We start from the raw sequence: 21,650 nt of genomic DNA on the forward strand, positions 1-21,650 counted from the left end.
GAGTATTTAACTAACATTTGTCATTAATCCATAACCTTTCGCATATATACAATGCAAGAATAATATATTTTGGGAGGCAACTTGTTTGAAAGGATCAATTTGTTTAATTAGAGTTTCTAACGAAAAAACCGTGCCTGCCATATGCCTGGATGATTCAAGTGAAAAGCTATTATTTGCACAAATAAGATCAGCTAGGGAAGAAGAAATTCCAATTAAAAAAAGGGATAACCCACAAAGCAGACCACTACAGAATAAAAAGTCACAAACAAAGAAGCCAAGGTTATCGAAATCTCTTTATATTGGACAGCCAGAAGGCGTGAAAAGCAAATCGGTAGTTATGGTCACAAAGCAATACCAAATATCGCCTTCTGCAGTGATAAAAATAATCTTCAAAGGTGAATACACAAACGCTGATATGTGTTTGAAGCTTCTAAAAAGAATTGAGCGGGAAAATGAGTTGCACAAGGAATTAAAAATATTAAAGAAAAAACTCAATCTAGCTTCAATAAACAATGAGCGAGGTAGAGATTACGAAGCAAGAATTGATGAAATCCTTAAAGAGCTAGGTTACTTTAAGCCGGGAAGGAAAAAGAAGAACAATAAAGCATTCCGGAATTTCCGAGAAGTACCGAACAAAGGTTACATTAAAGTGTACCTTGGTGGGCGTTAATAACAGTACTATTTATGAAAAGGCGGGTGGGAAAAAACGGTTTCCACCCGGCCTTTTCTGCTAATAAACAAATTAAATACGTGGTCGCATAAAACTGACAGTCATCTTATCAAAAAAGGTGTTCCCGAGCTGTCCGCTCTTTGCAGAACTGACATCTCCGATACTATCGTTTCCTTGTATTAATTGTTCGCATGCACCTGTCTAGGTGTGCAGCTCTTCCTCCTGCAACCGGGTAGGCATCAACCCTGACATCCGCGCCAGGAAGCGGAAGGCGTCACCCCTCGTCGCCGCCGGCAGTGGCATCTCCATCGTGTTGACCGCAGCTGCTGAGTGCCAAAGGGAGGAGATTGTCTACCGGAAGATTGAAGATGCGGATGAAGCCATGGGACTGTACCTGGCATGGAACCGGCAAGATGCCTCTCCCCTCGTAGAACGATTCGCTCGGACGGCGAAAGCATTGTTCAAAAACCGGGACAAATAAAAAAGGCACTACATAAAGAGAGTGCGTTATATGATCAGCGGACACTTCTCATCTTTCTGGAATAACTCCCTCAGTAATTAGCACCGATGCAAGCTTTCGCCTGCCAATTTAATAGGAATAGAATTAAACTAGTTCTTTTTTTCAGTCAAAATCCTCACTATTAGAAGCAAGTTCACGTTCTTTCTAATTTGCTGTTGTACATAATCCTCAAAATAACTTAAGCATTTTTTATTATGATCCTCTGATTTAATTCTTATATCTAAACGTTTTTTGTTAAATTCTTTGTAATAAGTTAGATTTATATCTTCTTTAGAAACATAAAACCTTTGGTTGTTTAACTCTGTAATTAACCAAGGGAACATTGTTTTTTCGATTTTTTTATATTCCTTATATCTCTTTTTCTCTTTTATCCACCTGAATGCCGTCTCTATGACCGGTATCATGAGATAGATCCCTGAAAGCCAATATAACTCTGATTGAATCAGAAACAAAAGAACTAAATTAAAAATGAAAAGTATAGAGGGAGAAAGAAAGATGAGGTAAAAGTGTTTCCATTCGATATTTGAGATAAAGGATTTCGAGGATTTGTTATCGATAAAGTAATAAACGAGAGATAACACCCCTACAAGAAAGATATTCACAATAAACACCCACACCTTCTCTCCTCCTCTCTATTTATTCTTTCCTAATTGTTATCTCTTTTGTTCTAACTACATGATCTTGCTTCACAAATAACGTATGTTTTGGAGCACGCACTTCATTCTAAAGCACTCTCGGTTCTTTAAAGGATTCTTGATTCCCCTCCCTTAACAACAATAGCGAATCTGTTATAAGTTGGTTCACCTTTAGTTTTGCTTGCGCTGAGGGGGTAATGACGAATGTTTCAAAGGCAACGGTTTGTTTCGGTTGATCTTCACCATACTGTTCGATCGTTATGCTGATCTCGCCTTCATCATAAGCTTCAATTACAATTTCGCCTTGTTCTAATCCCTCTCCATTCTCATCAATTAAATACGTCGTGTTATCTAGCGTAAAGATTCTTAGTTCGTTAGCAAGTTCTCCGTCAGGATATTCATAGCTGTCACTAAAGCCATAAATCGGATGTCCATTTTTTAATATCGTTACAACTATTGGACCAGCAATTCTTACGACTTTAGATTTTAATCCGGTTTTTCTTAACTCTTCCTCATTCGATGGGATCGTTTCTGTCTTTATTACTTCAGTTCCCTTTATTAGCTGCTCAATAATTTCGAGAGCACCACTATTTTTCACCAGCTTACCGTGCTTTGCATTTTTAACGTAATACCTCTTATTCGCAAATTCTGATTCGGCGCTAAACACAGGAACGATTCCATCACCACTCTTAAAGTGTGCACTGGCCTCATTTCTATTATTAATATGAATGGAAGACAAAGTGGTGACTCCTACACCGATAATTTCATGATGTTCAATGCGGTTAGTCCGTTGAGCAGGAGAATTAACTACTTCCTTGAAATCCTCTATTAATGACTCATAAGTAACACCCATACGCACAAATTGAGAAGCAATTTCTTCCCTATTAAAAATCTCATTAATCGTCACATCTTTATTGCCTTCATTTAAAATTGGTAAATCATACTCGTTTCGAAGCCTTTCTTCATATTTAGTATCCGGGAATAACTGATAGGTACTCGGGAACTGCTTAGCCAATCTTTTGGATTGTTCTCTTGTCAGTACAATGGAATGCGGGAATGTATCCGGAATACTTTTTCCATACCTTAAGGTTTTATAAGCATCCAGGGATCCACACCAAGGTGTGCCCAAAGTGATTAATTTCTTTATTTTCCCCATGTAAACTTCATCATAATAAACATTCAGTAAAATTCTAGATAATAACCCTCCCATACTATGAGCCACTAGGTAAATTTCATCATAGTTATGATGGATTCTTTCTAACTGTTCATGCAGGCGTTCAACAGTTGAAAGATTATCTTTTCTCCAGTCGTAAGCAAATGATTCAACTTGTACTTCCTCAATTTCGGACAAATAATCATATGCTTTTCTATATGTAAAGCTAAGTAATCCGGCAGGTTGAATATTGTCGTCTTCCCTAATAGGCAAGTATTTATCATACACACCGATATTTGTCGGGAAAAAGCGTGGCCATACCTTATAGGATTTATAGGCTAATTCACTGCCCATGATACCGGGGATTAATACTACTAATTTATTCATAATATTTATCCTCCAAGACAAGCTCATTTATTTTGGATTCTCATCTGTTGCCAGTCGCTTGTGATTTCCCCATTGATACGCTCGATTTTTTAACTACTTCGCTCAAAGTAAGAACTTCTCCTTTCTCCTCATTAGCTGTGTCGATTTAACAATCCTTAATTGAGATTCAACTCATCTGCTTTTTCAATAAAAAAGAGCAACCGTAGGGGCTGCTCAGAAATAGAGGGAGTGTAATACTCCTTCATCTATGTTTTTTATTTATCGGGAAAATCTTAGTTTTCGAGCTGCTGATGCTCGCTTCCGTTGACGTTGCCTCAGCCTCCTCGAACTCCGCTCTGTGGGTTTTTGGCTTACGCTTTTCCCGCAGGTTCATGGCCCCTCCGCTTCAATTGGTAGAGAAGATTTTATAATGCAACACGATAGCTCTCCTCCATTACCATCTTCGGTTCCAGAACATCCTGCAGTTTCTCTGTAAGTGAATCGAATTCCTCAGCACTAAAAACACCCATTACATAAAAATCAGGACGAATTAAAACGAATTTATTCCTGTACATACTCAGGACATTATTGACGTCAGTCAGCGGGGTGCTATCTTCCATTTCCCTCGTCACAAAATGCTCCGGATAGATCGAGATTTTATTTGGATTGATTGCTTTCCAAACAAGTCCGTCCATGTTCGGAAATGAAATTTCATCGGGCGCACCGATTTTCAGCAAGTTAAAGCCACTTTCCATATACCGATCAATAGGCACCATCTCGGCCTCGCTGTTCATATAGGTAGCCTGTTTGAACATCTCACCGACCAATGGCTTTTCGATATCAATAAAGAGGCCTTTTGAGCAGATTGGTTTCGGTTTAAAACGCATCTCTGTGACATAACGCTTTATTGGCGGGACCATCTTCATTACACCAAAGGCCGCGTCACGGAGCAGTTTTCTTTTTTTGCTTGTTGTCAAAATGAAGTTGCCCATCCTCACGGAAAGACGGATCATCGCTTCCACATGTTCTTTGCGTTCCTTTTCATAACTCTCAATAATTGAATGGGCTGCTTTCCCCTCTATCACCAACTTTATCTTCCAAACAATGTTAAATGCATCCCGCACGCCTGAGTTGAGGCCTTGGCCTGCAAATGGAGGGGTTAAATGTGCGGAATCCCCGACGAGGAAAACACGCCCCTCTCCAAACTTTTCTGCTACAAGTGCATTAAAGACGACGACTGCCTTTTTTACTAGATTTTCCGGCTTGTACTGCGTATAAGGAGCGATCAACTCAGCGAGTTTTTCATCCCTCAACATTTCCTCTGGATCTTCCCCATCCAACAACATGAATTCATAACGCCGCTGCCCGAACGCGGTATATGCATGCATGGCAGGCCGTGGCGGATCACAGAAAAATGAGGTGTGTCGAGTTTTCACATCATCGTTTTTCAAATCAACAATGACCCACGGCTCCTCAAAACTTGAGCCGTTCTTCTTGCTTCCCACCTCTTTCAGTTTGATACCCAGTTGCTTGCGCACAGTGCTTCTTCCACCGTCACATCCCAATAGATACAAGGCTTCTAACGTCATTTCCCCGCTGCCATCCTGAATTTTCACCTTAACTTGTTCCTCGTTCTGGTCAAAGCTGATCAGTTCGGTTGTATAACGGATTTCAACATTTGAGTACCGCCGGACTCCTTCTAGTAGCACCTTTTCAAAAATAGGCTGTACAATCTTATTACGCTTCGGGTAGCCAAACGACATTTCAGTCGGCCGTACACTTGCAAACGGTTTCATTTTATTAGAGAAGTAATCGGCTCCCCCTCCCGGTGTAATCACCTGCCTCACTTTCGGATACAGGCCGATTCGGTCAATCACACGGAGTGTTTCGTCATCAACCAGGATGGCCTTTGGAATTTCACTTATTCCAGCATTGCGTTCAATCAATAATGTCTTCATCCCGTAGAGCCCACACAAATTCGCAGCAATGAGTCCAGACGGTCCCGCTCCTACTATGATGACGTCATACATTCCAATCCCCTCCATCTTTCACCGATCACGTTCTGGTCAAGTGATGTCGCTCTTTCTCTTCCAAATACTCCCGAACGTGTTGTGCCGTCGCGGATGCCGCCCCCAATATCGGCACCTCAGACTGAACCAGTTCGGTAATATGTTCAATGCTATATTGAGATAACACGATGACGTCGACACGGCTTTCAATTTTGCGGATCAGTCGGATCACCTTTTGGTCGTGCTCCTCTTTCAGTCCCTCCGAAAGCAGATGAATGGCTCCGTCTTCCACTTCGCTAATTATCTGGACATCCGGGTTTTTCTCTTTCAAATAACTGCTGAGCGCGATTGGTGTTGCAGAAACAGTCGACACAAGGCCAACACGCTCATACTTCAGTGCACGGTCTAACACAGCCTGGTCAGAACGGAAAATCCGGACCTTAGTCAATTCCTGAAGATAGGGTACCAAGCCGTTAAATGCTGAACAGGTCAGTTGGATCAGGTCGGCACCAGACTGTTCAGCCAGCCGGACAAGGTCCACAAAACGATTCCTGATTAAAGAAGTCATTTCTCCCGCACGTTCTAGTTGAAACAGAAGATCCGAGTCAAGCAGATGAACATATTCAACATCAGGGGCATGCCTCCTGAAGGCTTCTTCGATCGGTGCCAATGAATTTGCCGTTGCTGATATCAATACAACTTTCAATTACACCCCTACTTTCACCATATGATAATAACGATTTAAATTACATGATAAATGATTTTTCTAATAAATCAATAATCAAGTATTGATAATTTTAAAGTTTTAGAATACAATGACTTCAATCAATGAACACAAGGGGGTCTTTAAGTTGAAATATGTCAGCTATCAAGTGAACGGTGCAGAGAGTTATGGTGTCCGGGTCGGTGAAGGGATTGTAGACCTAAAATCAAAATACGGGGAAACGTATCCGACATTGAAAGAGTTCCTCTCTTCAAAGGAGTTTTCCGAAGGTTTTCAGGTTGATCATGAAAGCGTTACCTATTCTGCAGATGAAGTTCAGCTCCTCCCTGTAATCAGCAACCCGGACAAAATCTTCTGTATCGGGATCAATTATGAGACGCACCGCATTGAAACCAACCGCGAGAAGGTCGGTTACCCTGTCGTCTTTCACAGATTTGCCGAATCTCAAGTAGGTCATAATGAACCGATTCTCTTGCCGGAAGAGTCCGCACAACTGGACTTTGAAGGAGAACTGGCAGTGGTCATCGGAAAGCCGGGCAGAAGAATTGCCAAGGAAGATGCTTATGACCATATTGCCGGTTATGCCTGCTATAACGATGGCAGCATTCGCGACTGGCAGCGCCATACCCATCAATGGGGACCGGGTAAAAACTTTGATGCAACCGGCGGCTTCGGACCGGATCTTGTCACGCGTGATGAAATCGGGGACGGGGAGGCACTGCGACTGCAAACTCGCTTAAATGGTCAGGTCATGCAGGACACAACAACAGATTTGATGATCTTCTCTATTCCCGAGCTCATCGAATATGTTTCTTCCTATACGACACTACAGACAGGTGACGTCATCGTGTCAGGTACGCCTGGAGGTGTCGGGGCAAAACGCAATCCGCCAGTATTCATGAAAGAGGGCGACGTTGTAGAGATTGAAATCGAGAAAGTAGGCGTGCTCCGAAATCCGATTACCTCCGATGTCAGACAAAAGCAGCAAAGCAAAACGGCAGCCCAATCTGTTTAACCACCGGAAACTAATAAGAGGGGGATTATCATGCTAATCAAGAAAAAAGGGGTTATAGCAGCTGCTGCTCTTCTCGGGGCGTCCGTACTCTTGGGAGCTTGCGGCTCTGCTTCTACTGAAGGGTCCACATCACTGAAGCTTTCTCACTTTTGGCCAAGCCACCATATCGTCCACACTCAAGTATTGGAGAAGTTCGGAAGTGATCTGGAATCCGAAACAAACGGCGCCGTTACACTTGAGCTTTATCCGGGCGGTTCTCTCGGAACGCCTCCAGAACAGTATGACCTTGCAACAACCGGCACCGCTGATATTGCACTAAGTGTTCACGGATATACATCGGGGAAGTTTCCTCTGGTCGAAGTCATGGACCTTCCGTTTGTTGTGACCAGCTCCGAAGAGGGGTCGAAAAAGCTCTGGGAATTGTATAAGGAGTTCCCGGAACTTCAGGAAGAACATGGAGACACTCATCCTCTGGCACTCTTCACCGGTGAACCCAATCAGATCCTGAGCAAGGATAAACCGATTGAGCGTCTGGAAGACCTGCGTGGCCTTAAAGTCCGATCTCCTTCCACGCTTGGCAATGAAATCCTTGAGGCTGTGGGTGCCGTACCGGTTTCCATGCCAGTCAATGATATTTACGAGTCCCTGAACAAGGGCGTCATCGATGCTGCCCTTGCCGGGGTTTCCACAGTCAATGACTTGAACCTTCATGAAGTCGTAGACCATGTCACCATTGCAAATCTTTCTGCTTCTTCTATGTTCATCACGATGAACAAGGATCAGTATGATCAACTACCGGAAGAAGAGAAGGAAAAGTTTGATGCCCTCTCCGATAAGCTTTCCCAACACGCCGGTGCCGCTCTCGACCAAGGTGGACAAGACGGACTGGACAAAGCCGCGGAAGTCGGCATCAACGTTATCGAACTCTCCTCTGAAGAACAGGAAAACTTCGAGAAATCTCTGCAGCCCGTCATCGATAAATGGATCAAAGACAAAGAAGCTGACGGCCTTCCTGGACAATCAATCTATGATGCAGCCACCGCAAAGTGATTGCTGAAAAGAGGTGGATTATATGAAAAAAGGCTCTCTGGTGATGGTCAAGAATGCCTCGTCCCTTGAAAACACTTCAGGGGATGGGTCACTTTTTAACAAATTCTCTTCTAAGCTAAATAAACTCGCAAAAGGCTATAACCGGATATTGCATGGTCTTTCCTGCATTCTTCTATTCGCAATGATGTTTTTGACAGTCTTCGACGTTCTTGGGAGAAACCTGTTCAACAGCCCGATTGTAGGAACATATGAACTGACCGGATTTGCATTGGCAATCACCATCTTCTTCAGCCTTGGTGCGGCCCAGCTTAAAGGGGATCACATCGAAGTTGATTTCTTGTTCAAAAAGCTGCCGGAACGTGCTCAACACATATGTAATGCAGGAATTTATCTAATTCTGACTTTCGTCGTTATGCTGACAAGTTGGCAACTATGGGTATATGCCCAGAGGCTGATGCAAGGTCACAACGTCAGCGGCGACCTTGGCATACCCATTTATGTAATCGCTTTCCTGACAACTTTCGGGGCAATCGGGTTTTTCCTCACCCTCCTGAATAGCTTTGTGCAAAGTCTGATGAAGGCGGTGGAAGCAAAATGACATCAGAAATGATAGGCCTGATTGGCGTCATCGTACTCTTGGCACTGATTTTGGCAAAGTTCTCAGTTGGGTTGTCGCTTTTTTTGGTTGGCGTCCTCGGCGTCACATACCTTTCAGGTGTGGATGTGGGCTTATCACAACTGGGATTATCGGCTTTCAATACCGCAAACAATTATTCGCTGAGTGTCATACCACTTTTCATATTAATGGGGACATTCATCGCCAATACGGGGATCGGCAAAGACTTATTTGACTCTGTCGACAAATGGATGGGCCACTTCCGCGGCGGATTGGCAATTGCCTCCGTCGGGGCAGCCTCCATCTTTTCTGCCATCTCAGGATCAGGTAATGCGACTACGGCTACTCTGGCCAAAATTTGCATTCCGGAGATGCGTAAACATGGCTACTCCCCTTCATTTTCGAGTGCGGCAGTTGCTGCGGGTGGTACACTCGGTGCGCTGATCCCTCCGAGCGTTCTCCTGATTATTTATGGGGCACTCACATCCGAACCAATCGGTCCGCTCCTGATCGCCGGTATTGTTCCCGGAGTTCTAATGACTCTATTTTTCTTTATCATGATCTATCTGCAGGTCCGTAAGAATCCGCAATTAGCCCCACAAAAGACTGAACGCTATACGGTGAAAGATAAAGTAACCTCTTTAAAAAGTATTTGGCCGTTTCTTGTCCTCTTTTTAATGAGTATTGGCGGAATCTATTTCGGTATCTTTACACCAAGTGAAGCCGGCGGAATCGGTGCGGCAGGTGCTTTTTTGATTACGCTCTTCACCAAGAGACTGAACTTCAAAATGCTGAAGGATTCTCTCGACCAAACGCTAAGACTTACTGTAATGATCTTCCTGATTCTAATTGGGGCCACTCTATTCGGGAAGTTCTTGGCGCTTAGCCGGATTCCGACTTACCTGACTTCACTCGTGGGTGGCCTGGACACTTCACCCTATGTGGTCCTGACTTTAATTCTATTGGTGTATTTCGTATTGGGAATGTTCCTTGAAGGGATTGCAATCATGGTCCTCACCCTTCCTATCGTTTACCCGATTATCACTCAATTGGGCTTTGATGGATTATGGTTTGGTGTCATCATGATCATGATTGTAAACTTGGGGGTGTTGACACCTCCGCTGGGTCTCAACATATACATCATCAGTGGGGTCATTAAAGATGTTCCGATTGAGAAGTTGTTCAAGGGGGTCATTCCGGCTATTATCACGATGGTTGTCTTCATCATCGTCCTTGTAATCTTCCCGGACATCGTCACGTTCCTGCCTGAACTGATCAAAACATAAGGGCCCTTACATCAAAGGAGCAAATTCAATGTCCAGCATAAAAAAAGTGTTGCAGATTTTAGATCTGTTTACAGCCGACAAACCGATTTGGACAGCCGATGAAGTCATCCAGTTTTTCGAACTTAGCCAGCCGACCGGTTACCGATATTTAAGAGAACTGACACACGCCGGATTACTGGTGAGCGACAATGGACAGTACTCGGTCGGCCCCAAGATCATCAAGCTTGACTGCCACATCCGACAGACCGATCCGGTGATTTCAGCCGGTATTCCCGTGATGAAACAACTCTGCAATCTGACTCAATGTGAGGTTTTGCTCAGCAATATTTATAACGATGAAGTCCTGATTGCGCACATTGAAACACCTGAAGGCCATCCGTCAAATGTTATCTATGAGCGTGGCCAGCCGCATCCCCTCTTTTATGGTTCCACCTCAAAAGCGATTATCGCCAACCTGCCCCGAGCCCATGTTGCCAAGCTTTATGAATCGTACGCCGAAGAGATTCGTGAAGCAAAAATGGGCGACACTTTCGAAGAATTTAAATCAAGCCTGGCGGCAATCAGAAAGAAGGGGTATTACCTCTCCCACGGGGAACTGGATGATGGCGTGACCGGTATTGCAGTCCCGGTCTTTAAGGACAACACGTTAAAGGGAAGTCTGTCCCTTGTATACAAGACATCGATGCATGAAATCTATAACACGGAAAAGCTCATTGAGCTAACAATCCGCGCGGCACAGGACATTAGTGAATTCTGTTCAACGGAAGAGCAAACGATGAACACCCGAGAACTTGAAAGGATTGGTAATTATGATTAAGCCATTTAAACTGGGTTATGCAGAGTTCAATTGTCTGGATGTCGAAAGAATAGAAAATTACTATTCGAATGTCATGGGGATGACAGTAACGGATAAAACTAAGGACACCGCCTACATCAGCAGCGGAACAGACCACCATACGGTTGTCCTGAAACATTCCAACGAAAGTTCACTGGATGTAATCGGGTACCAAATTGAACGCAATGCGGAGCTGAAAGATGTGGTGAAAATCCTTGGTGAGAAAGGAATCTCTGCTGAAGTAAGGACAGATGCACGTCCAGGTGTTCATCAACTTGTGGAACTCCAAGATCCCGACGGCTTCACACTTCAACTCTTCCACGAGATTGAAACCCCTGCCCCCGGCTACAAAGAAAATGGTATCAGCCCATTCAAACTGGGCCATATCGCAATTGGTTCAATGGATGCCAAGAAATCTACTGATTTCTATATGAATGTCCTGAACTTTAGTTACACCGACACCATTGGAACCCGTGCTTCTTTCCTGACCTGTAACACGGATCACCATGTTTTGAATGTTTCCTCATTCGGTCATAAGATGATGCATCACATCGCATTTGAACTGAAGGATACGAGTCACCATGTACGAGCCGCTGACATTCTTGCAAAAAATGAAATGCCAATCGTCTGGGGCCCTTCTCGCCACACCGCTGGACACAATATGGCAACCTACCATCATGACCCTGAGCTGAACCTCGTCGAACTATACATCGATATGGATCAATACATCAAGCCGCTGGGCCACTTCGACCCGCGCCCATGGCATGAAGAACTCCCTCTAAGACCACGGATTTGGGAAGATAACTGTGCATGGTACACCAAGTATGAAACTACCATTCTGGATGCTGTGCTGAAGAAAACTGAACTTCAACCGATTTAAAAGCTATTTTGAATAAAGTTAAAGCATCCGGCTGAAGTGCCAGATGCTTTTTTGTATTGAGAGTTGCTGGGCATCATCGCAAAATGAACGTGAAGACTTCAGTGAGGACTTCTTCATTGATTGGGCCCCTGCCATTTTGGAACTGATTGGTAACTACTAATTCCTTTGCAACGGATATACTTTCACTCCTAGATTGACCACTGTTTCTTACCTTACTATATTTTCTGCTTCTCTCTTCTGTTGAAATCTAATAAACCGTTTGAGAGCAAGAATATACTCTCTATTAGATTTGGGGTATTCCCTGATAATTACCGTTTCCATTTCAGGAGAAAACTCATCTTATCCCTTGTAAATTTCTCTCTTCAATATGCCATTTATCCGACCGACAGCGTCTTTTGCGGATGTCTCGGCAAGTGAATACTCGTTCATCAAAAACTTAATAAATTGTTCACTCGCTTCCTGATTAAACAAGACATCTGTCTGACGTTTGTCAGGCGAGAATATCTGCGCCAGATTGTTTTGATTAGGCGCCTCTACCTTAACCGTCCCATCTTCCTGAACCCACATGCAAATGAACCCAAGCTTTTCAATCATGCGCCGCACCCGCAAATATTCCTTTCTGATGCGACCGATGTCTGGATTAGCCAGTACGAAGACATTCTCATCCCCTTCGTTTTGGGTGGCGTATTTTAATAAGGCATGAATCTGCATAGCAAGGTGAGTGACGATTTGACTATTATCAAATACTTCATCAGGATCAGCGCCATTCTTCTGCGAACCCTTTGTTTCGACGAAGATGTTAATATCCCCTTTTACCACTAAAACATTAATGCTGGCTGCTTGCCTTTTAGAGGAACATCACATTCAAAACCATTGCTTAAAAAGAAGTTAGCAACCGCCTCATTCAAAGTGTCTTTATCCATTACAAATGGATCAGGATTTTTCATTATGCTGAGCTTAGTAGGCATAAATTACCCTCCATTTAATTAATCTTGCCTTCATTTGGCATTTTAGTGTTAATAATATACTAACAGAAAACTTGAGCGAAATCCTTTAAATTTCAGACTATTCATAGATAGAGAGTCCTCACACTTGATCACTATTTCTCCCCCCAACACGAAAAAAGCAGCCGCTTCGGCTGCTTTTTTCCATTCTCCACTATTCAAAACACAAACAAATGCGCAATGACCACAATGATCGGCAGCGTAATAATCGTTCGCTGGATGAAGATCACGACGAGATCCAGGAAGCTGACCGGGATGTTGGAACGGAGAATCAATATACCAATCTCCGACATGTAGATCAGCTGTGTCAGCGACAGCGTACCGACGACGAATCGTGTCAGTTCGCTTTCAATCCCGCTCCCGATGACGGACGGGAGGAACATGTCGGCGAATCCGACGAGCATGGTCGGGGCAGCTGCTGCGGCTTCCGGGAGGCCCATCCATGTGAGGATCGGAACGAGCGGGTAGGAGATCCAGTTAAAGATCGGTGTGAACTCGGCGATGATCAGTGCCAGTGCGCCGAGGCTCATGACGAGCGGAATCAGCCCTAGCCAGATATCCAGTACCGTGCCGACGCCGTCTTTGACGAGTTGCTTTGGACCTTTTGTAGCTCCAGCTTTGGCGAGCGCCAGTTTCCAGCCCCAGCTCACAGCGGTTTCGCCATCCGGAATCGCTTCATCATTTTCCTGCCGCCCGCTGCCGTCAAAGTATGTGTCAGGTTTCCGCGAGAGCGGCGGAATCCTCGGCATGATGATGGCGGCGGCGATGCTTGCGACGCTGATGGTCAGGTAAAACGGAACAAACAGATGGCCGAGTCCGATGACGTTGGCGACGACGAGAGAAAACGCGACAGAAGCGATCGAGAAGGTCGTCGCGATGACCGCGGCTTCCCGGCCCGTGTAGTTCCCTTCATCGTACTGCTTCATCGTGATGACGACGCCAACCGGTGCCGCGCCCATCCAGGAAGCGAGCGTGTCGATCGAGGAGCGTCCCGGCAGCGTGAAGATCGGACGCATGAACCGCGTCAGCAGCGCCCCGAAGAATTCCATCAGTCCGAACTCGACCAACAAAGGCAACATGACGCCTGCGAACAGGAACCAGGTAAGCAGCACCGGCGCGAGGTCGAATAACACGACCCCTCCTGTCGCGCGCGAAGAAATAAATGCAGGGCCCACTTCAAAGTAGGCCATGACCCCTACGGCAAACCCGAACAGTCGTGTAATGATGCCGAACGTCCCGACGACGAACAGGTTTTTGAGAAACGGCCGGTCCATGACAAAAGCCGGTTTCACCAACACCGCAAAGAGCGTCATAACCGCGGTGAATCCGAGCATCCCGAGAAGGAACGCGGGAATCCAGTCGCTCCCCCACCCAAGCAGGGCGGACGCCATGACTCCGATTCCGATCGTGATTTCCCCGTTCCACTTGATCGGCACGAGGAACAGAAGCACCCCGATCAAAGACGGGATCAGAAACTTCCAGGCAGATCCCCTTGCGAGCGCCTGTTCTCCCTTAATGACTGTCATCGATTTTCCCCCTCTTCCTCTGTCAGTTTCCGCGTTCCTGGAGCGCTTCTTCAAGCACTCCGAGCCCGTCGTCGATTTGTTGTTTCGTCACCGTGAGCGGCGGGATCATCCGGATGACCTCGCCGGCGTTGCCGCACAGATAAAACAGGACGCCTTTCTCCAGGCAGCGGTCCAGCACGTCCATGACCGCCGCTCCGTCCGGCTCACCCGTCTCCGGATCGCAGAGCTCGATGCCGATCATGAGCCCAAGTCCACGAATATCCCGGATCACCGGATAACGGTCCTTCATTTCATTCAAACGCTCCATCGCGTACGCCCCGACTTCACGGGCGTTCTCAAGCAATTTCTCTTCCTTCATGACTTCCAGTGACGCAAGCGCCGCCGAGCAGGCGATCGGATTTCCGCCGAACGTCGTCCCGTGCGACCCGAGCGGCCACTGGTCCATCAGTTCCTTCGACGCAACAGTTGCACTCAAAGGCAAGCCAGCCGCAATTCCCTTCGCGATCGCCATGATGTCCGGCGCCACGCCGAATGTCTGTGCCGCGAACCAGTTCCCCGTCCGGCCGAATCCGGTCTGGACCTCGTCAAAGATCAGGAGAATCCCGTGCCGGTCACAGATCTCGCGGATTTTCCGAAGCCATGCCTTCGGAGGGATGATATAGCCGCCCTCGCCCATCACCGGTTCGATGATCATGCACGCCACTTCTTCCGGATCGACCTGGTGGCTGAACAGCCGGCGGGCATCCTTTTCCAGCTTTTCCGGGAAGAACACTTCCGGGTCTGCCCCTTCCGGCAGATCCTCCGGCAACGCATACGGCAGCTGGTACGTCAGCCAGGACGGCTGCTGGTATTTGCGGTATTTGCTTTTCGATGTCGTCACACTCAATGCACCGATCGAGCGGCCATGGAAACATCCCGTGAACGACACGGCATACGGCCGCTTCGTCACATGCTTCGCAAGTTTCAGTGCCCCCTCGATCGCCTCCGTCCCGCTGTTTGCAAAGAAGAAGTTATCGAGTTTCGGAGGAAGTACCTGCTGGAGTTCATGCGCCAGCTTCAGAATGGACTCATAGATGATCACGCCGGACGGCCCGTGCACGAGATGATCCGCAGTGTCCTTGATCGCCTGCACTACCTTCGGATGCCGGTGCCCCACGTTCTCCACTGCAATCCCGGACGTAAAGTCCAAGTACTTCTTGCCGTCTGTTCCGTAGTAATAGCACCCTTCCGCCTTCACCACCGGAAGGTTCGGATGGTCCTTCGCCATGCTCGGGGCGAGGAAATTGCCGATGTTTGCCACCATCTGTGTCCACTCCGGCTGCTTCGCCTGCTCAAGTTGTTTTGTCATGATGTCGTCCTCCTCGTTCTTTATTGGAAGAAAAGCGGAGCAGGTTTGCTCCCGGCGGGTTCGTTTCCCGTCACTCTCCCTCATACTTCTTCAGCTTCCGGACGACCGACGGCTGGCTGATGCCCAGCCGTTTCGCAATCTCGGTCGTCGTCCCGTATTTTTGCTTGGCTGCCATCAGCACCCGTTTTTCAACACTCTCCAGGATGCTCGGCAACGGTCTGCCGTCCATCTCAATCTCCGACAGGGAATCGCCCGCCGGAACGCGGTACTCCATCGGCAGGTCTTCTGCCGTAAGCACGTTGTTCCTGCCGCCGATGACTAGCCGCTCTATCACATTCGCCAGTTCATCGATATTGCCCGGCCATGGACACTCAAGCAGATAGTCAAACAGCCCTTGAGAAAGCTCCTTCCTGACACCGTGCTTTTCGCAGAACCGATCCAGGAAAAGCGGGATGAGCGAGGACAAGTCCTCTTTCCGATCCATAAGCGGGCGCAGTTCGATCGGCACAAGATGGATCAGATAAAACAGCTCCCGGCTAAATGCCCCGTCCTGTACCGCGCCGGACAGATCGCCCTCCGCGGAAGCCATGATCCGCACATCAAACGGAACTTCTGCCCCTTCCGCCGTCTGGTACTTCCTGTCTTTCAACCAGCCGGCCAGCCGGTTCTGCAGATACGGCGACAGCCGGTCGATGCCCTCAAGATACAGCGTGCCGCCTTCCGCAATCGGCAGCATTCCGATCTTCCCGTCCGAATCGCCTGTCAATTCCCGTTCAAACAGCGCTTCCGGAACCGTCCGGCAATCCAGTGTCAGGAACGCCTTTTCACTGCGGCGGCTGCGGGCATGGATTTCACGCGCAAGGGTCGCCTTTCCGGTCCCGTGTTCCCCGTACAGGAGGATCGGCACATCCATCTCCGCAGCTTCCAGCCCTCCCGCAAACGCTTCTGAAGTCGACCTGGATGCGAGCACCAGACCTTCCGGCACAGTCGCCTCCCGACGAAGCAGGTTCAGCTCCTCTTTCATCTTGGCCATCTCCGACTCAAGTTCGTTCAGGTAATCCTGGATGACGACCAGCTCCGACCACTCGCACGAATAGCTGATGACATGCGCCACCTCACCCGCTTCATCAAACAGCGGAAATCCGATGATCAGTTCTCGGGTTCCATTGGGCGTATCCTGTACCAGCACTACCTTCTTCTTTTCTTTCAGGACAAGCGGCGTAATCGCCGGCACAAACACCTTCTCCCGCTCCAGGTCATACACCGACCGGCCAAGCAGCGACTCCGGCGTCACCCCATAATGTCGCCCGCTGATCCGTGACGCCTGCACAATCACCCCGTCCCGGTTCGTTACGATCAGATCTTCATCAGTCGAATCAATGATTTCAAATTGGGTATCCGGATTGATGGAAAAGATGGACATGCGGCACCTCCTGGTAGATAAGTATTCGTAATTGAATAAGACTATACAGAGTGGTAATGATAAACGCAAGGAATATTTTGATAATTTATAATGATTCACACTGGTACTATATAAAGGTCGATCTTGATTTGCTTGCAGACCCACTATTCATATTTGACTCTTTATTCAATAATGAATATAACTATACAACGAGATGCATAATATTACAATACGGAATTGCAGATTAATTCCGGGTTCTGCACAACAAAAAACGACACCTCAACAGGTGTCGCCAGCAAATGAGTATGAAGGTTCTTCCTTTCGACGCGCCTTCTCGGTATACATCCTACGGTCCGCCGCATTGAGCAACTCGACATAGGTACGGCCGTCTTGCGGGAATCGGGCTGAGCCCATCGAAGCACCCACAGCAACAGACCCGATCCGGACCCGCTTGGCAATGTCCAATTCCCTTCGAAGCGTCACTGCAGCAATGCCTGTCTCCTCCACCGCAGGAACAATCAATGCAAACTCATCCCCGCCCAGGCGATAGGCACGCGCATCGGAAAATGCTTCATTTTCCAGTACAGCGGCCACTTCCCGTAGGACCCGGTCACCCGCCAGGTGGCCAAATGTATCATTTACCTTCTTGAACCGGTCAAGATCCAGATAGAGAATCCCGAACGGCTTTCCAGACTTGATCCGGCTGACCGCCTCTTCCCGAAAGGCCCGCAAATTCCCGACTCCCGTCAGCTCATCCTCATAAGCAAGCCGGCGCAGCCTCTCCCACTCCCTGAACCGTCTGGCGCGCTGCTGTCCTCGCAGATCCAGCAGGCTCTTCATTAATTTCTTCATCCCCACGCCCCCCTTGCATCAAACAACCCAAGACCCTGTCACACCTGTCGCGGCGACAGCACTTGTATTACAAAAGACCGAAGACTCTGCGGTCTTCAGCCGCTTCCCGGTCTGTCCCCAAGCTCCACCGGCCCATCACGAAGCGTCAGGGTGCGCAACCCTCCCACAACTACCAAGGAAACACAAAATAAGACTATGTACCCGATTTCATAGGATTGAAATGACCTTTCAAGAAAAATGAAACGCAAGAGTGGGTCCTATCTTCTATTCCCTCTTTATTTCCTTAAGAATATATTACCAGTGAGTCCCATTATTAACAATGCTTTATTCAAGGAATTGTTCGATAAATGTGAATATAGGATGGAATTTGACGGTCTGCAAGAAAATTGTCGTCACCAGAAGCGGGGTCGTCACACCACTCGCTTACTAGAGAAGAGCAAATGCAAAAAGCCGGAGGGAAACGGTAGCGTCTCCCATCCGGCTCTTCATCGTGCTCTTGCATTTCTTCCGACTTACAAAGGGATTTTCGGCTTCCTCAATTCCATCAAACTCCCGTTTCCTCTGCTATCTCTTCCTTCGCCACTACTTTCAGGTCCCGCACATGGTTCACGAGCGGTTCAAAGCCTTCAATCCGGCATTCCACTACATCACCGTCATTGATGACGACTGCTCCCGGTGTTCCGGTTGAGATGATATCCCCCGGCAGTAGTGTCATGACCTTCGAGTGGAACGACACCAAGTTCAGAGGGTTAAATGTCATATGATCGACGGTGTTCTTCCGGTGGAGTTCACCGTTGATCATTGTGGAAACTTCCAGTTTCATGAGGTCTTCAACTTCGTCCGGAGTGACAAACTGCGGGCCGAAGCTGAAGAACGTGTCAAAGCTCTTTGACCGGGTCAGGTACCGCGGATTTCTCTGGAGGATATCTTCTGCCGTCATGTCGATGATCGTCGTGTAGCCGGCGATATAATTCAATGCATCTGCTTCTTCAACATCTTTGCAGGCCTTACCGATGATGACCCCGAGTTCTGCTTCAGCGGTCGTCCGCTCGGACTGGTGGGGAATGCGGATGGTCTCACCCGCTCCGATGATGGACGTCGTCGGTTTCATGAAACTTGCCGGCTCTGTATTCGGAGCAATTTCACCCAGATCCGAAGCGTGGTCCACATAGTTCAATCCAATCCCCCAGATTTTCGATGGATTGCGGTAAAGCGGCTTGTAGTCAAGAGTAGCTGCGTCTATTCCTGGAATCGTCCCATCCAGGATTTTCTCTTTCCCCTCCCGGTTGTACCAGTCGGTCATTTCATTAAGCTGGCCGGAATCAATGATCTCAAACAGTGCGGTGGCCCACTTCTTCCCCTCAGCCTTGTTCACCTCTTCAACCGTCACTGCTTTCTCTCCCGCAATGACGACCGCTGTTTCATTCCCCTCAAGTTTCACTGTTGCCAGTCGCATGTTTATTCCCCCTTTTGATATCTCTTTAACTAGTTCTCTACAGATAGGACTTCTCCTTTCTCTAAGTTCATCCAATCTGGTGTGATCATTCCCCTTAACTCCACTTCGTTATCATTCAGCACCACTTAGTAGGAACTCAGGTACCCCTTGGTAGGGATTCAGGTACCTGTAGGTGGGGACTCGCACCACTTGCTTTCACACCAAAAAGAAAAAGCAGCCGCGTGGGCTGCTTCAATTCAAATAATCACTTATCCAATTCCAACGTCTCATTTATATTCGCCGACTCCGCATCCTTCTCGGTCATCCGCTTGTACATGAACGCAATGTTCTTGACGAGGCTGCCACTCTCCCAGTATTCTGCGGCCTCGGCTTTGACTTTGATCAGGATGACGTCGGGGTCATCGTAGGTGGTCTGCATGATTTTCTCGTAGGATTTGCTCCAGAGTTCTTTTTTCTTGGACATGTCCTCGACGATTTCGGCTCGTCCACGGACGGAGACGTAGGATTTGCCGGCGTAGGCGACGTTGACTTCTTTGTCGTGGAGGATTTCTTGATATTTGTTGGTTTCTTTCTTGGTGAAGAACCAGAGGTCGCCGTCGAATTCGACTTCCTGCGTTTTCATCGGGCGGGAGACGAGTCCTTCGTCTGATACGGTCGTCAGCATCGCGGTGTCGACGCCTTTGATCAGGTCTCTGAGTGTTTCCATTTCTTCTTGTTTCATCGGATCACCTCGTTTGGGATATACAGGTATTTTACCCTTTCAGCGCGAGGGTAACCCTTTACGGCCCTGAACTGACTTTTATCCGGACATAGGCCGTCCACCTATTGAATACAATGCATAAGGCTGTGCCATAACCGGGAAGGAAGGAGTCAGGTAAATGGGGTATACGGATCGTTACGAAAGGGATGCCTACGGGATCATCGCCTTTTGGCTGCAGAATGATTATGATCACGGCAGGTTTTTTGACCGAGAGATCAGCCATTATGAAACGGAGCTGGCCCGTGCAAACCTGAACAATATCCAGCGTTTGGGGAAGGTGTATGAAAAGGCGGTTAAGAAGCAGGGCGATGTTGGGAAACTGATTGAAGAGGCAAACCATGCGACGAAGGAATTCCATAGTCTGCTTGCGTACACGATGGATAAGTCGCTGCATTGTGAGGTCATCATTTCCACGCCGGTATCTCTCCTGGACCATATGGTCAGGGAATCTGAGGAGTCCCAGAGGGTTTATAAATTGATTCAAAGCGGCGCCGAGATTTCCCCGTCAGATGCCATCGTCCATGAATGTGTCTTTTGGTTAAGGCAGATGGCCGATCACCTGGGCTACATCCGCCATTATTTAGATGTATCGAATTACGAGTTGAATTATCGGGTCACTGAAATGATGCAGAAGTTTGAGCGGCTGATGATGCAGGCAAATGCCTTGCAGACCATGATCCGGACACCGAGAAATGAAACCCTGCCGGTCCTGACACAATTCAAGAATATGATTATTAAAGAGGCCAAAAGCTTAGAGGAGTTCAAATTGGAGCTGGATGATTTGGTCAAACAATGCGCAGCCGTGACCACGTCGCCTCCTGATTTGCTGGAACACATCGCCCGGGAAGCCCACCATCTGTGGAGAAACCTCGAGGAAGAGATCATCACGTGAATTTGGTGAAAGCGGCTGCCGACAAACCAGCGTGGATTCAACCTTCTTCTCAACTTGCCAAGCCCATACAAGACAAAGACCATCCCGAACCTCTACGGGATTGCAGTCAATGCCCTGCGGCAGACCTGTGTCCTGCAGCCAAAGTCAATCAGGATAACTAGAAAAAACCCACCTTGCCGAAAGGTGGGTTTCATGTTGCTGTTCAATTAGTACTGGAACCCTTGCCACGGGGAATAGCCACAGTGCGAACAACAGGGCATCGGCATTTGAGGATAATGCCCGTATTGGTGCCCTTGTCCGCTCCCTGCCCCGTAACTGTCCCCCTGTTGCCATGGGAAATGCGGTACGGCGTAGACTGGACCCATGTGACCTTGATTGTATAGGGCCGGGTGTTCATCACTCCACTGCTGTTGCCACCCACTTTCCTCTGAACCTGGTCCATGCTGCGGAAAAGGCGGCACGGCATAAACCGGACCCATGTGATCCCTCAATTGATTCTCACCAAAAAGACCCGGTTGTTCTTCATACATCGAGCTTTGACCACGTTCAAAACGTCCGGATTCATACGGAATGGAATTATCCGGTCCCACGTGCCACTTAACATCGTCGTACTCCCCCAACCACTGACCGTAATTACTGGTCACCTTCATT

The 21,650-nt window shown here is 47.5% G+C and carries 21 protein-coding genes; 9 read left to right on the plus strand and 12 right to left on the minus strand.

The features are described 5' to 3' along the window. The first annotated feature begins 85 nt into the window (after nt 1–85). A complete protein-coding gene (locus tag AV656_RS08455; protein ID WP_063180812.1) occupies nt 86–670 on the plus strand; it encodes a hypothetical protein in 585 nt (194 codons plus the stop codon). Between the two features lie 205 nt (nt 671–875). Continuing rightward, on the plus strand, nt 876–1,151 hold the full coding sequence (locus AV656_RS08460; protein WP_063180814.1) for a LysR substrate-binding domain-containing protein: 276 nt from the start codon (nt 876–878) through the stop codon (nt 1,149–1,151). A gap of 762 nt (nt 1,152–1,913) precedes the next feature. Here AV656_RS08460 and AV656_RS08470 read toward each other — a convergent pair. The 3 genes from AV656_RS08470 to AV656_RS08480 form a co-directional block, all read right to left on the minus strand. After that, the gene (locus AV656_RS08470) at nt 1,914–3,365 is read right to left on the minus strand and encodes a lipase/acyltransferase domain-containing protein (RefSeq protein ID WP_063180818.1); all 1,452 of its coding nucleotides are present in this window, start codon (nt 3,363–3,365) and stop codon (nt 1,914–1,916) included. Nucleotides 3,366–3,769: 404 nt separating this feature from the next. Beyond that, nucleotides 3,770–5,374: an FAD-dependent monooxygenase gene (locus tag AV656_RS08475; RefSeq protein WP_063180820.1), complete on the minus strand. Its 1,605-nt coding sequence runs from the start codon at nt 5,372–5,374 to the stop codon at nt 3,770–3,772. A 25-nt stretch (nt 5,375–5,399) separates the two neighbouring features. Continuing rightward, entirely contained in the window at nt 5,400–6,059 is a 660-nt protein-coding gene (locus AV656_RS08480; protein WP_063180822.1) for an aspartate/glutamate racemase family protein, read from the minus strand. 145 nt (nt 6,060–6,204) lie between these two features. Here AV656_RS08480 and AV656_RS08485 point away from each other — a divergent pair, with 145 nt between their 5' ends. From AV656_RS08485 to AV656_RS08510, 6 genes are read left to right on the plus strand one after another with little or no spacing between them, the layout of a single operon-like run. Next, complete coding sequence (locus tag AV656_RS08485) at nt 6,205–7,092, plus strand: fumarylacetoacetate hydrolase family protein (protein WP_063180824.1); 888 nt, start codon at nt 6,205–6,207, stop codon at nt 7,090–7,092. A 30-nt stretch (nt 7,093–7,122) separates the two neighbouring features. Further along, nucleotides 7,123–8,142, plus strand: coding sequence for a TRAP transporter substrate-binding protein (locus AV656_RS08490; protein WP_063180825.1), 1,020 nt, complete (start codon nt 7,123–7,125; stop codon nt 8,140–8,142). A gap of 22 nt (nt 8,143–8,164) precedes the next feature. After that, nucleotides 8,165–8,740 carry a TRAP transporter small permease gene (locus AV656_RS08495; RefSeq protein ID WP_063180826.1) on the plus strand — a complete coding sequence of 192 codons (576 nt, stop codon included), beginning with the start codon at nt 8,165–8,167 and terminating at the stop codon, nt 8,738–8,740. After that, nucleotides 8,737–10,044: a TRAP transporter large permease gene (locus AV656_RS08500; RefSeq protein ID WP_063180827.1), complete on the plus strand. Its 1,308-nt coding sequence runs from the start codon at nt 8,737–8,739 to the stop codon at nt 10,042–10,044. The genes AV656_RS08495 and AV656_RS08500 overlap by 4 nt, the downstream gene beginning before the upstream one ends. Nucleotides 10,045–10,072: 28 nt before the next feature. After that, a complete protein-coding gene (locus AV656_RS08505; RefSeq protein WP_063180829.1) occupies nt 10,073–10,861 on the plus strand; it encodes an IclR family transcriptional regulator in 789 nt (262 codons plus the stop codon). Beyond that, on the plus strand, nt 10,854–11,759 hold the full coding sequence (locus tag AV656_RS08510) for a VOC family protein (RefSeq protein ID WP_063180831.1): 906 nt from the start codon (nt 10,854–10,856) through the stop codon (nt 11,757–11,759). The genes AV656_RS08505 and AV656_RS08510 overlap by 8 nt, the downstream gene beginning before the upstream one ends. A gap of 339 nt (nt 11,760–12,098) precedes the next feature. Here AV656_RS08510 and AV656_RS08515 read toward each other — a convergent pair whose 3' ends face one another. From AV656_RS08515 to AV656_RS08545, 8 genes are all read right to left on the minus strand, one after another. Next, nucleotides 12,099–12,578, minus strand: a complete 480-nt coding sequence (locus tag AV656_RS08515) for a hypothetical protein (protein ID WP_063180833.1) — start codon at nt 12,576–12,578, stop codon at nt 12,099–12,101. Next, nucleotides 12,578–12,727 (minus strand): hypothetical protein, encoded by a 150-nt coding sequence (locus tag AV656_RS16350; RefSeq protein WP_156484826.1) that lies wholly within the window; start codon nt 12,725–12,727, stop codon nt 12,578–12,580. Before AV656_RS16350 ends, AV656_RS08515 begins: the two co-directional genes overlap by 1 nt. A gap of 194 nt (nt 12,728–12,921) precedes the next feature. Beyond that, nucleotides 12,922–14,289 (minus strand): YjiH family protein, encoded by a 1,368-nt coding sequence (locus tag AV656_RS08520; RefSeq protein WP_063180835.1) that lies wholly within the window; start codon nt 14,287–14,289, stop codon nt 12,922–12,924. Nucleotides 14,290–14,311: 22 nt separating this feature from the next. Further along, nucleotides 14,312–15,637, minus strand: coding sequence for an aspartate aminotransferase family protein (locus tag AV656_RS08525; protein WP_197462223.1), 1,326 nt, complete (start codon nt 15,635–15,637; stop codon nt 14,312–14,314). Between the two features lie 70 nt (nt 15,638–15,707). Then, nucleotides 15,708–17,060, minus strand: coding sequence for a sigma 54-interacting transcriptional regulator (locus AV656_RS08530; protein ID WP_063180837.1), 1,353 nt, complete (start codon nt 17,058–17,060; stop codon nt 15,708–15,710). A gap of 258 nt (nt 17,061–17,318) precedes the next feature. Further along, complete coding sequence (locus AV656_RS08535; protein ID WP_063180839.1) at nt 17,319–17,891, minus strand: GGDEF domain-containing protein; 573 nt, start codon at nt 17,889–17,891, stop codon at nt 17,319–17,321. Between the two features lie 544 nt (nt 17,892–18,435). Further along, nucleotides 18,436–19,347 (minus strand): fumarylacetoacetate hydrolase family protein, encoded by a 912-nt coding sequence (locus tag AV656_RS08540; protein ID WP_063180841.1) that lies wholly within the window; start codon nt 19,345–19,347, stop codon nt 18,436–18,438. Nucleotides 19,348–19,591: 244 nt separating this feature from the next. After that, a complete protein-coding gene (locus AV656_RS08545) occupies nt 19,592–20,068 on the minus strand; it encodes a pyridoxamine 5'-phosphate oxidase family protein (RefSeq protein ID WP_063180843.1) in 477 nt (158 codons plus the stop codon). 157 nt (nt 20,069–20,225) lie between these two features. On the opposite strand from AV656_RS08545, the gene AV656_RS08550 reads away from it, so the two are divergent. After that, a complete protein-coding gene (locus AV656_RS08550) occupies nt 20,226–20,999 on the plus strand; it encodes a DUF2935 domain-containing protein (protein WP_063180845.1) in 774 nt (257 codons plus the stop codon). 206 nt (nt 21,000–21,205) lie between these two features. Here AV656_RS08550 and AV656_RS08555 read toward each other — a convergent pair whose 3' ends face one another. Continuing rightward, entirely contained in the window at nt 21,206–21,643 is a 438-nt protein-coding gene (locus AV656_RS08555; RefSeq protein ID WP_156484827.1) for a hypothetical protein, read from the minus strand. Between the last annotated feature and the right edge of the window lie 7 nt (nt 21,644–21,650).

The sequence above is a fragment of the Bhargavaea cecembensis genome, from assembly GCF_001619585.1.
GTDB lineage: Bacteria > Bacillota > Bacilli > Bacillales_A > Planococcaceae > Bhargavaea > Bhargavaea cecembensis_A.

Bases quoted from the DNA above. Each gene is read 5' to 3' on its own strand.
- AV656_RS08520 (WP_063180835.1), bottom strand. From the start codon at position 14,289: ATGACAGTCATTAAGGGAGAACAGGCGCTCGCAAGGGGATCTGCCTGG.
- AV656_RS08505 (WP_063180829.1), top strand. From the start codon at position 10,073: ATGTCCAGCATAAAAAAAGTGTTGCAGATTTTAGATCTGTTTACAGCC.
- AV656_RS08530 (WP_063180837.1), bottom strand. From the start codon at position 17,060: ATGTCCATCTTTTCCATCAATCCGGATACCCAATTTGAAATCATTGAT.
- AV656_RS08540 (WP_063180841.1), bottom strand. From the start codon at position 19,347: ATGCGACTGGCAACAGTGAAACTTGAGGGGAATGAAACAGCGGTCGTC.
- AV656_RS08500 (WP_063180827.1), top strand. From the start codon at position 8,737: ATGACATCAGAAATGATAGGCCTGATTGGCGTCATCGTACTCTTGGCA.
- AV656_RS08495 (WP_063180826.1), top strand. From the start codon at position 8,165: ATGAAAAAAGGCTCTCTGGTGATGGTCAAGAATGCCTCGTCCCTTGAA.
- AV656_RS08470 (WP_063180818.1), bottom strand. From the start codon at position 3,365: ATGAATAAATTAGTAGTATTAATCCCCGGTATCATGGGCAGTGAATTA.
- AV656_RS08535 (WP_063180839.1), bottom strand. From the start codon at position 17,891: ATGAAGAAATTAATGAAGAGCCTGCTGGATCTGCGAGGACAGCAGCGC.
- AV656_RS16350 (WP_156484826.1), bottom strand. From the start codon at position 12,727: ATGCCTACTAAGCTCAGCATAATGAAAAATCCTGATCCATTTGTAATG.
- AV656_RS08510 (WP_063180831.1), top strand. From the start codon at position 10,854: ATGATTAAGCCATTTAAACTGGGTTATGCAGAGTTCAATTGTCTGGAT.
- AV656_RS08490 (WP_063180825.1), top strand. From the start codon at position 7,123: ATGCTAATCAAGAAAAAAGGGGTTATAGCAGCTGCTGCTCTTCTCGGG.
- AV656_RS08545 (WP_063180843.1), bottom strand. From the start codon at position 20,068: ATGAAACAAGAAGAAATGGAAACACTCAGAGACCTGATCAAAGGCGTC.
- AV656_RS08475 (WP_063180820.1), bottom strand. From the start codon at position 5,374: ATGTATGACGTCATCATAGTAGGAGCGGGACCGTCTGGACTCATTGCT.
- AV656_RS08550 (WP_063180845.1), top strand. From the start codon at position 20,226: ATGGGGTATACGGATCGTTACGAAAGGGATGCCTACGGGATCATCGCC.
- AV656_RS08525 (WP_197462223.1), bottom strand. From the start codon at position 15,637: ATGACAAAACAACTTGAGCAGGCGAAGCAGCCGGAGTGGACACAGATG.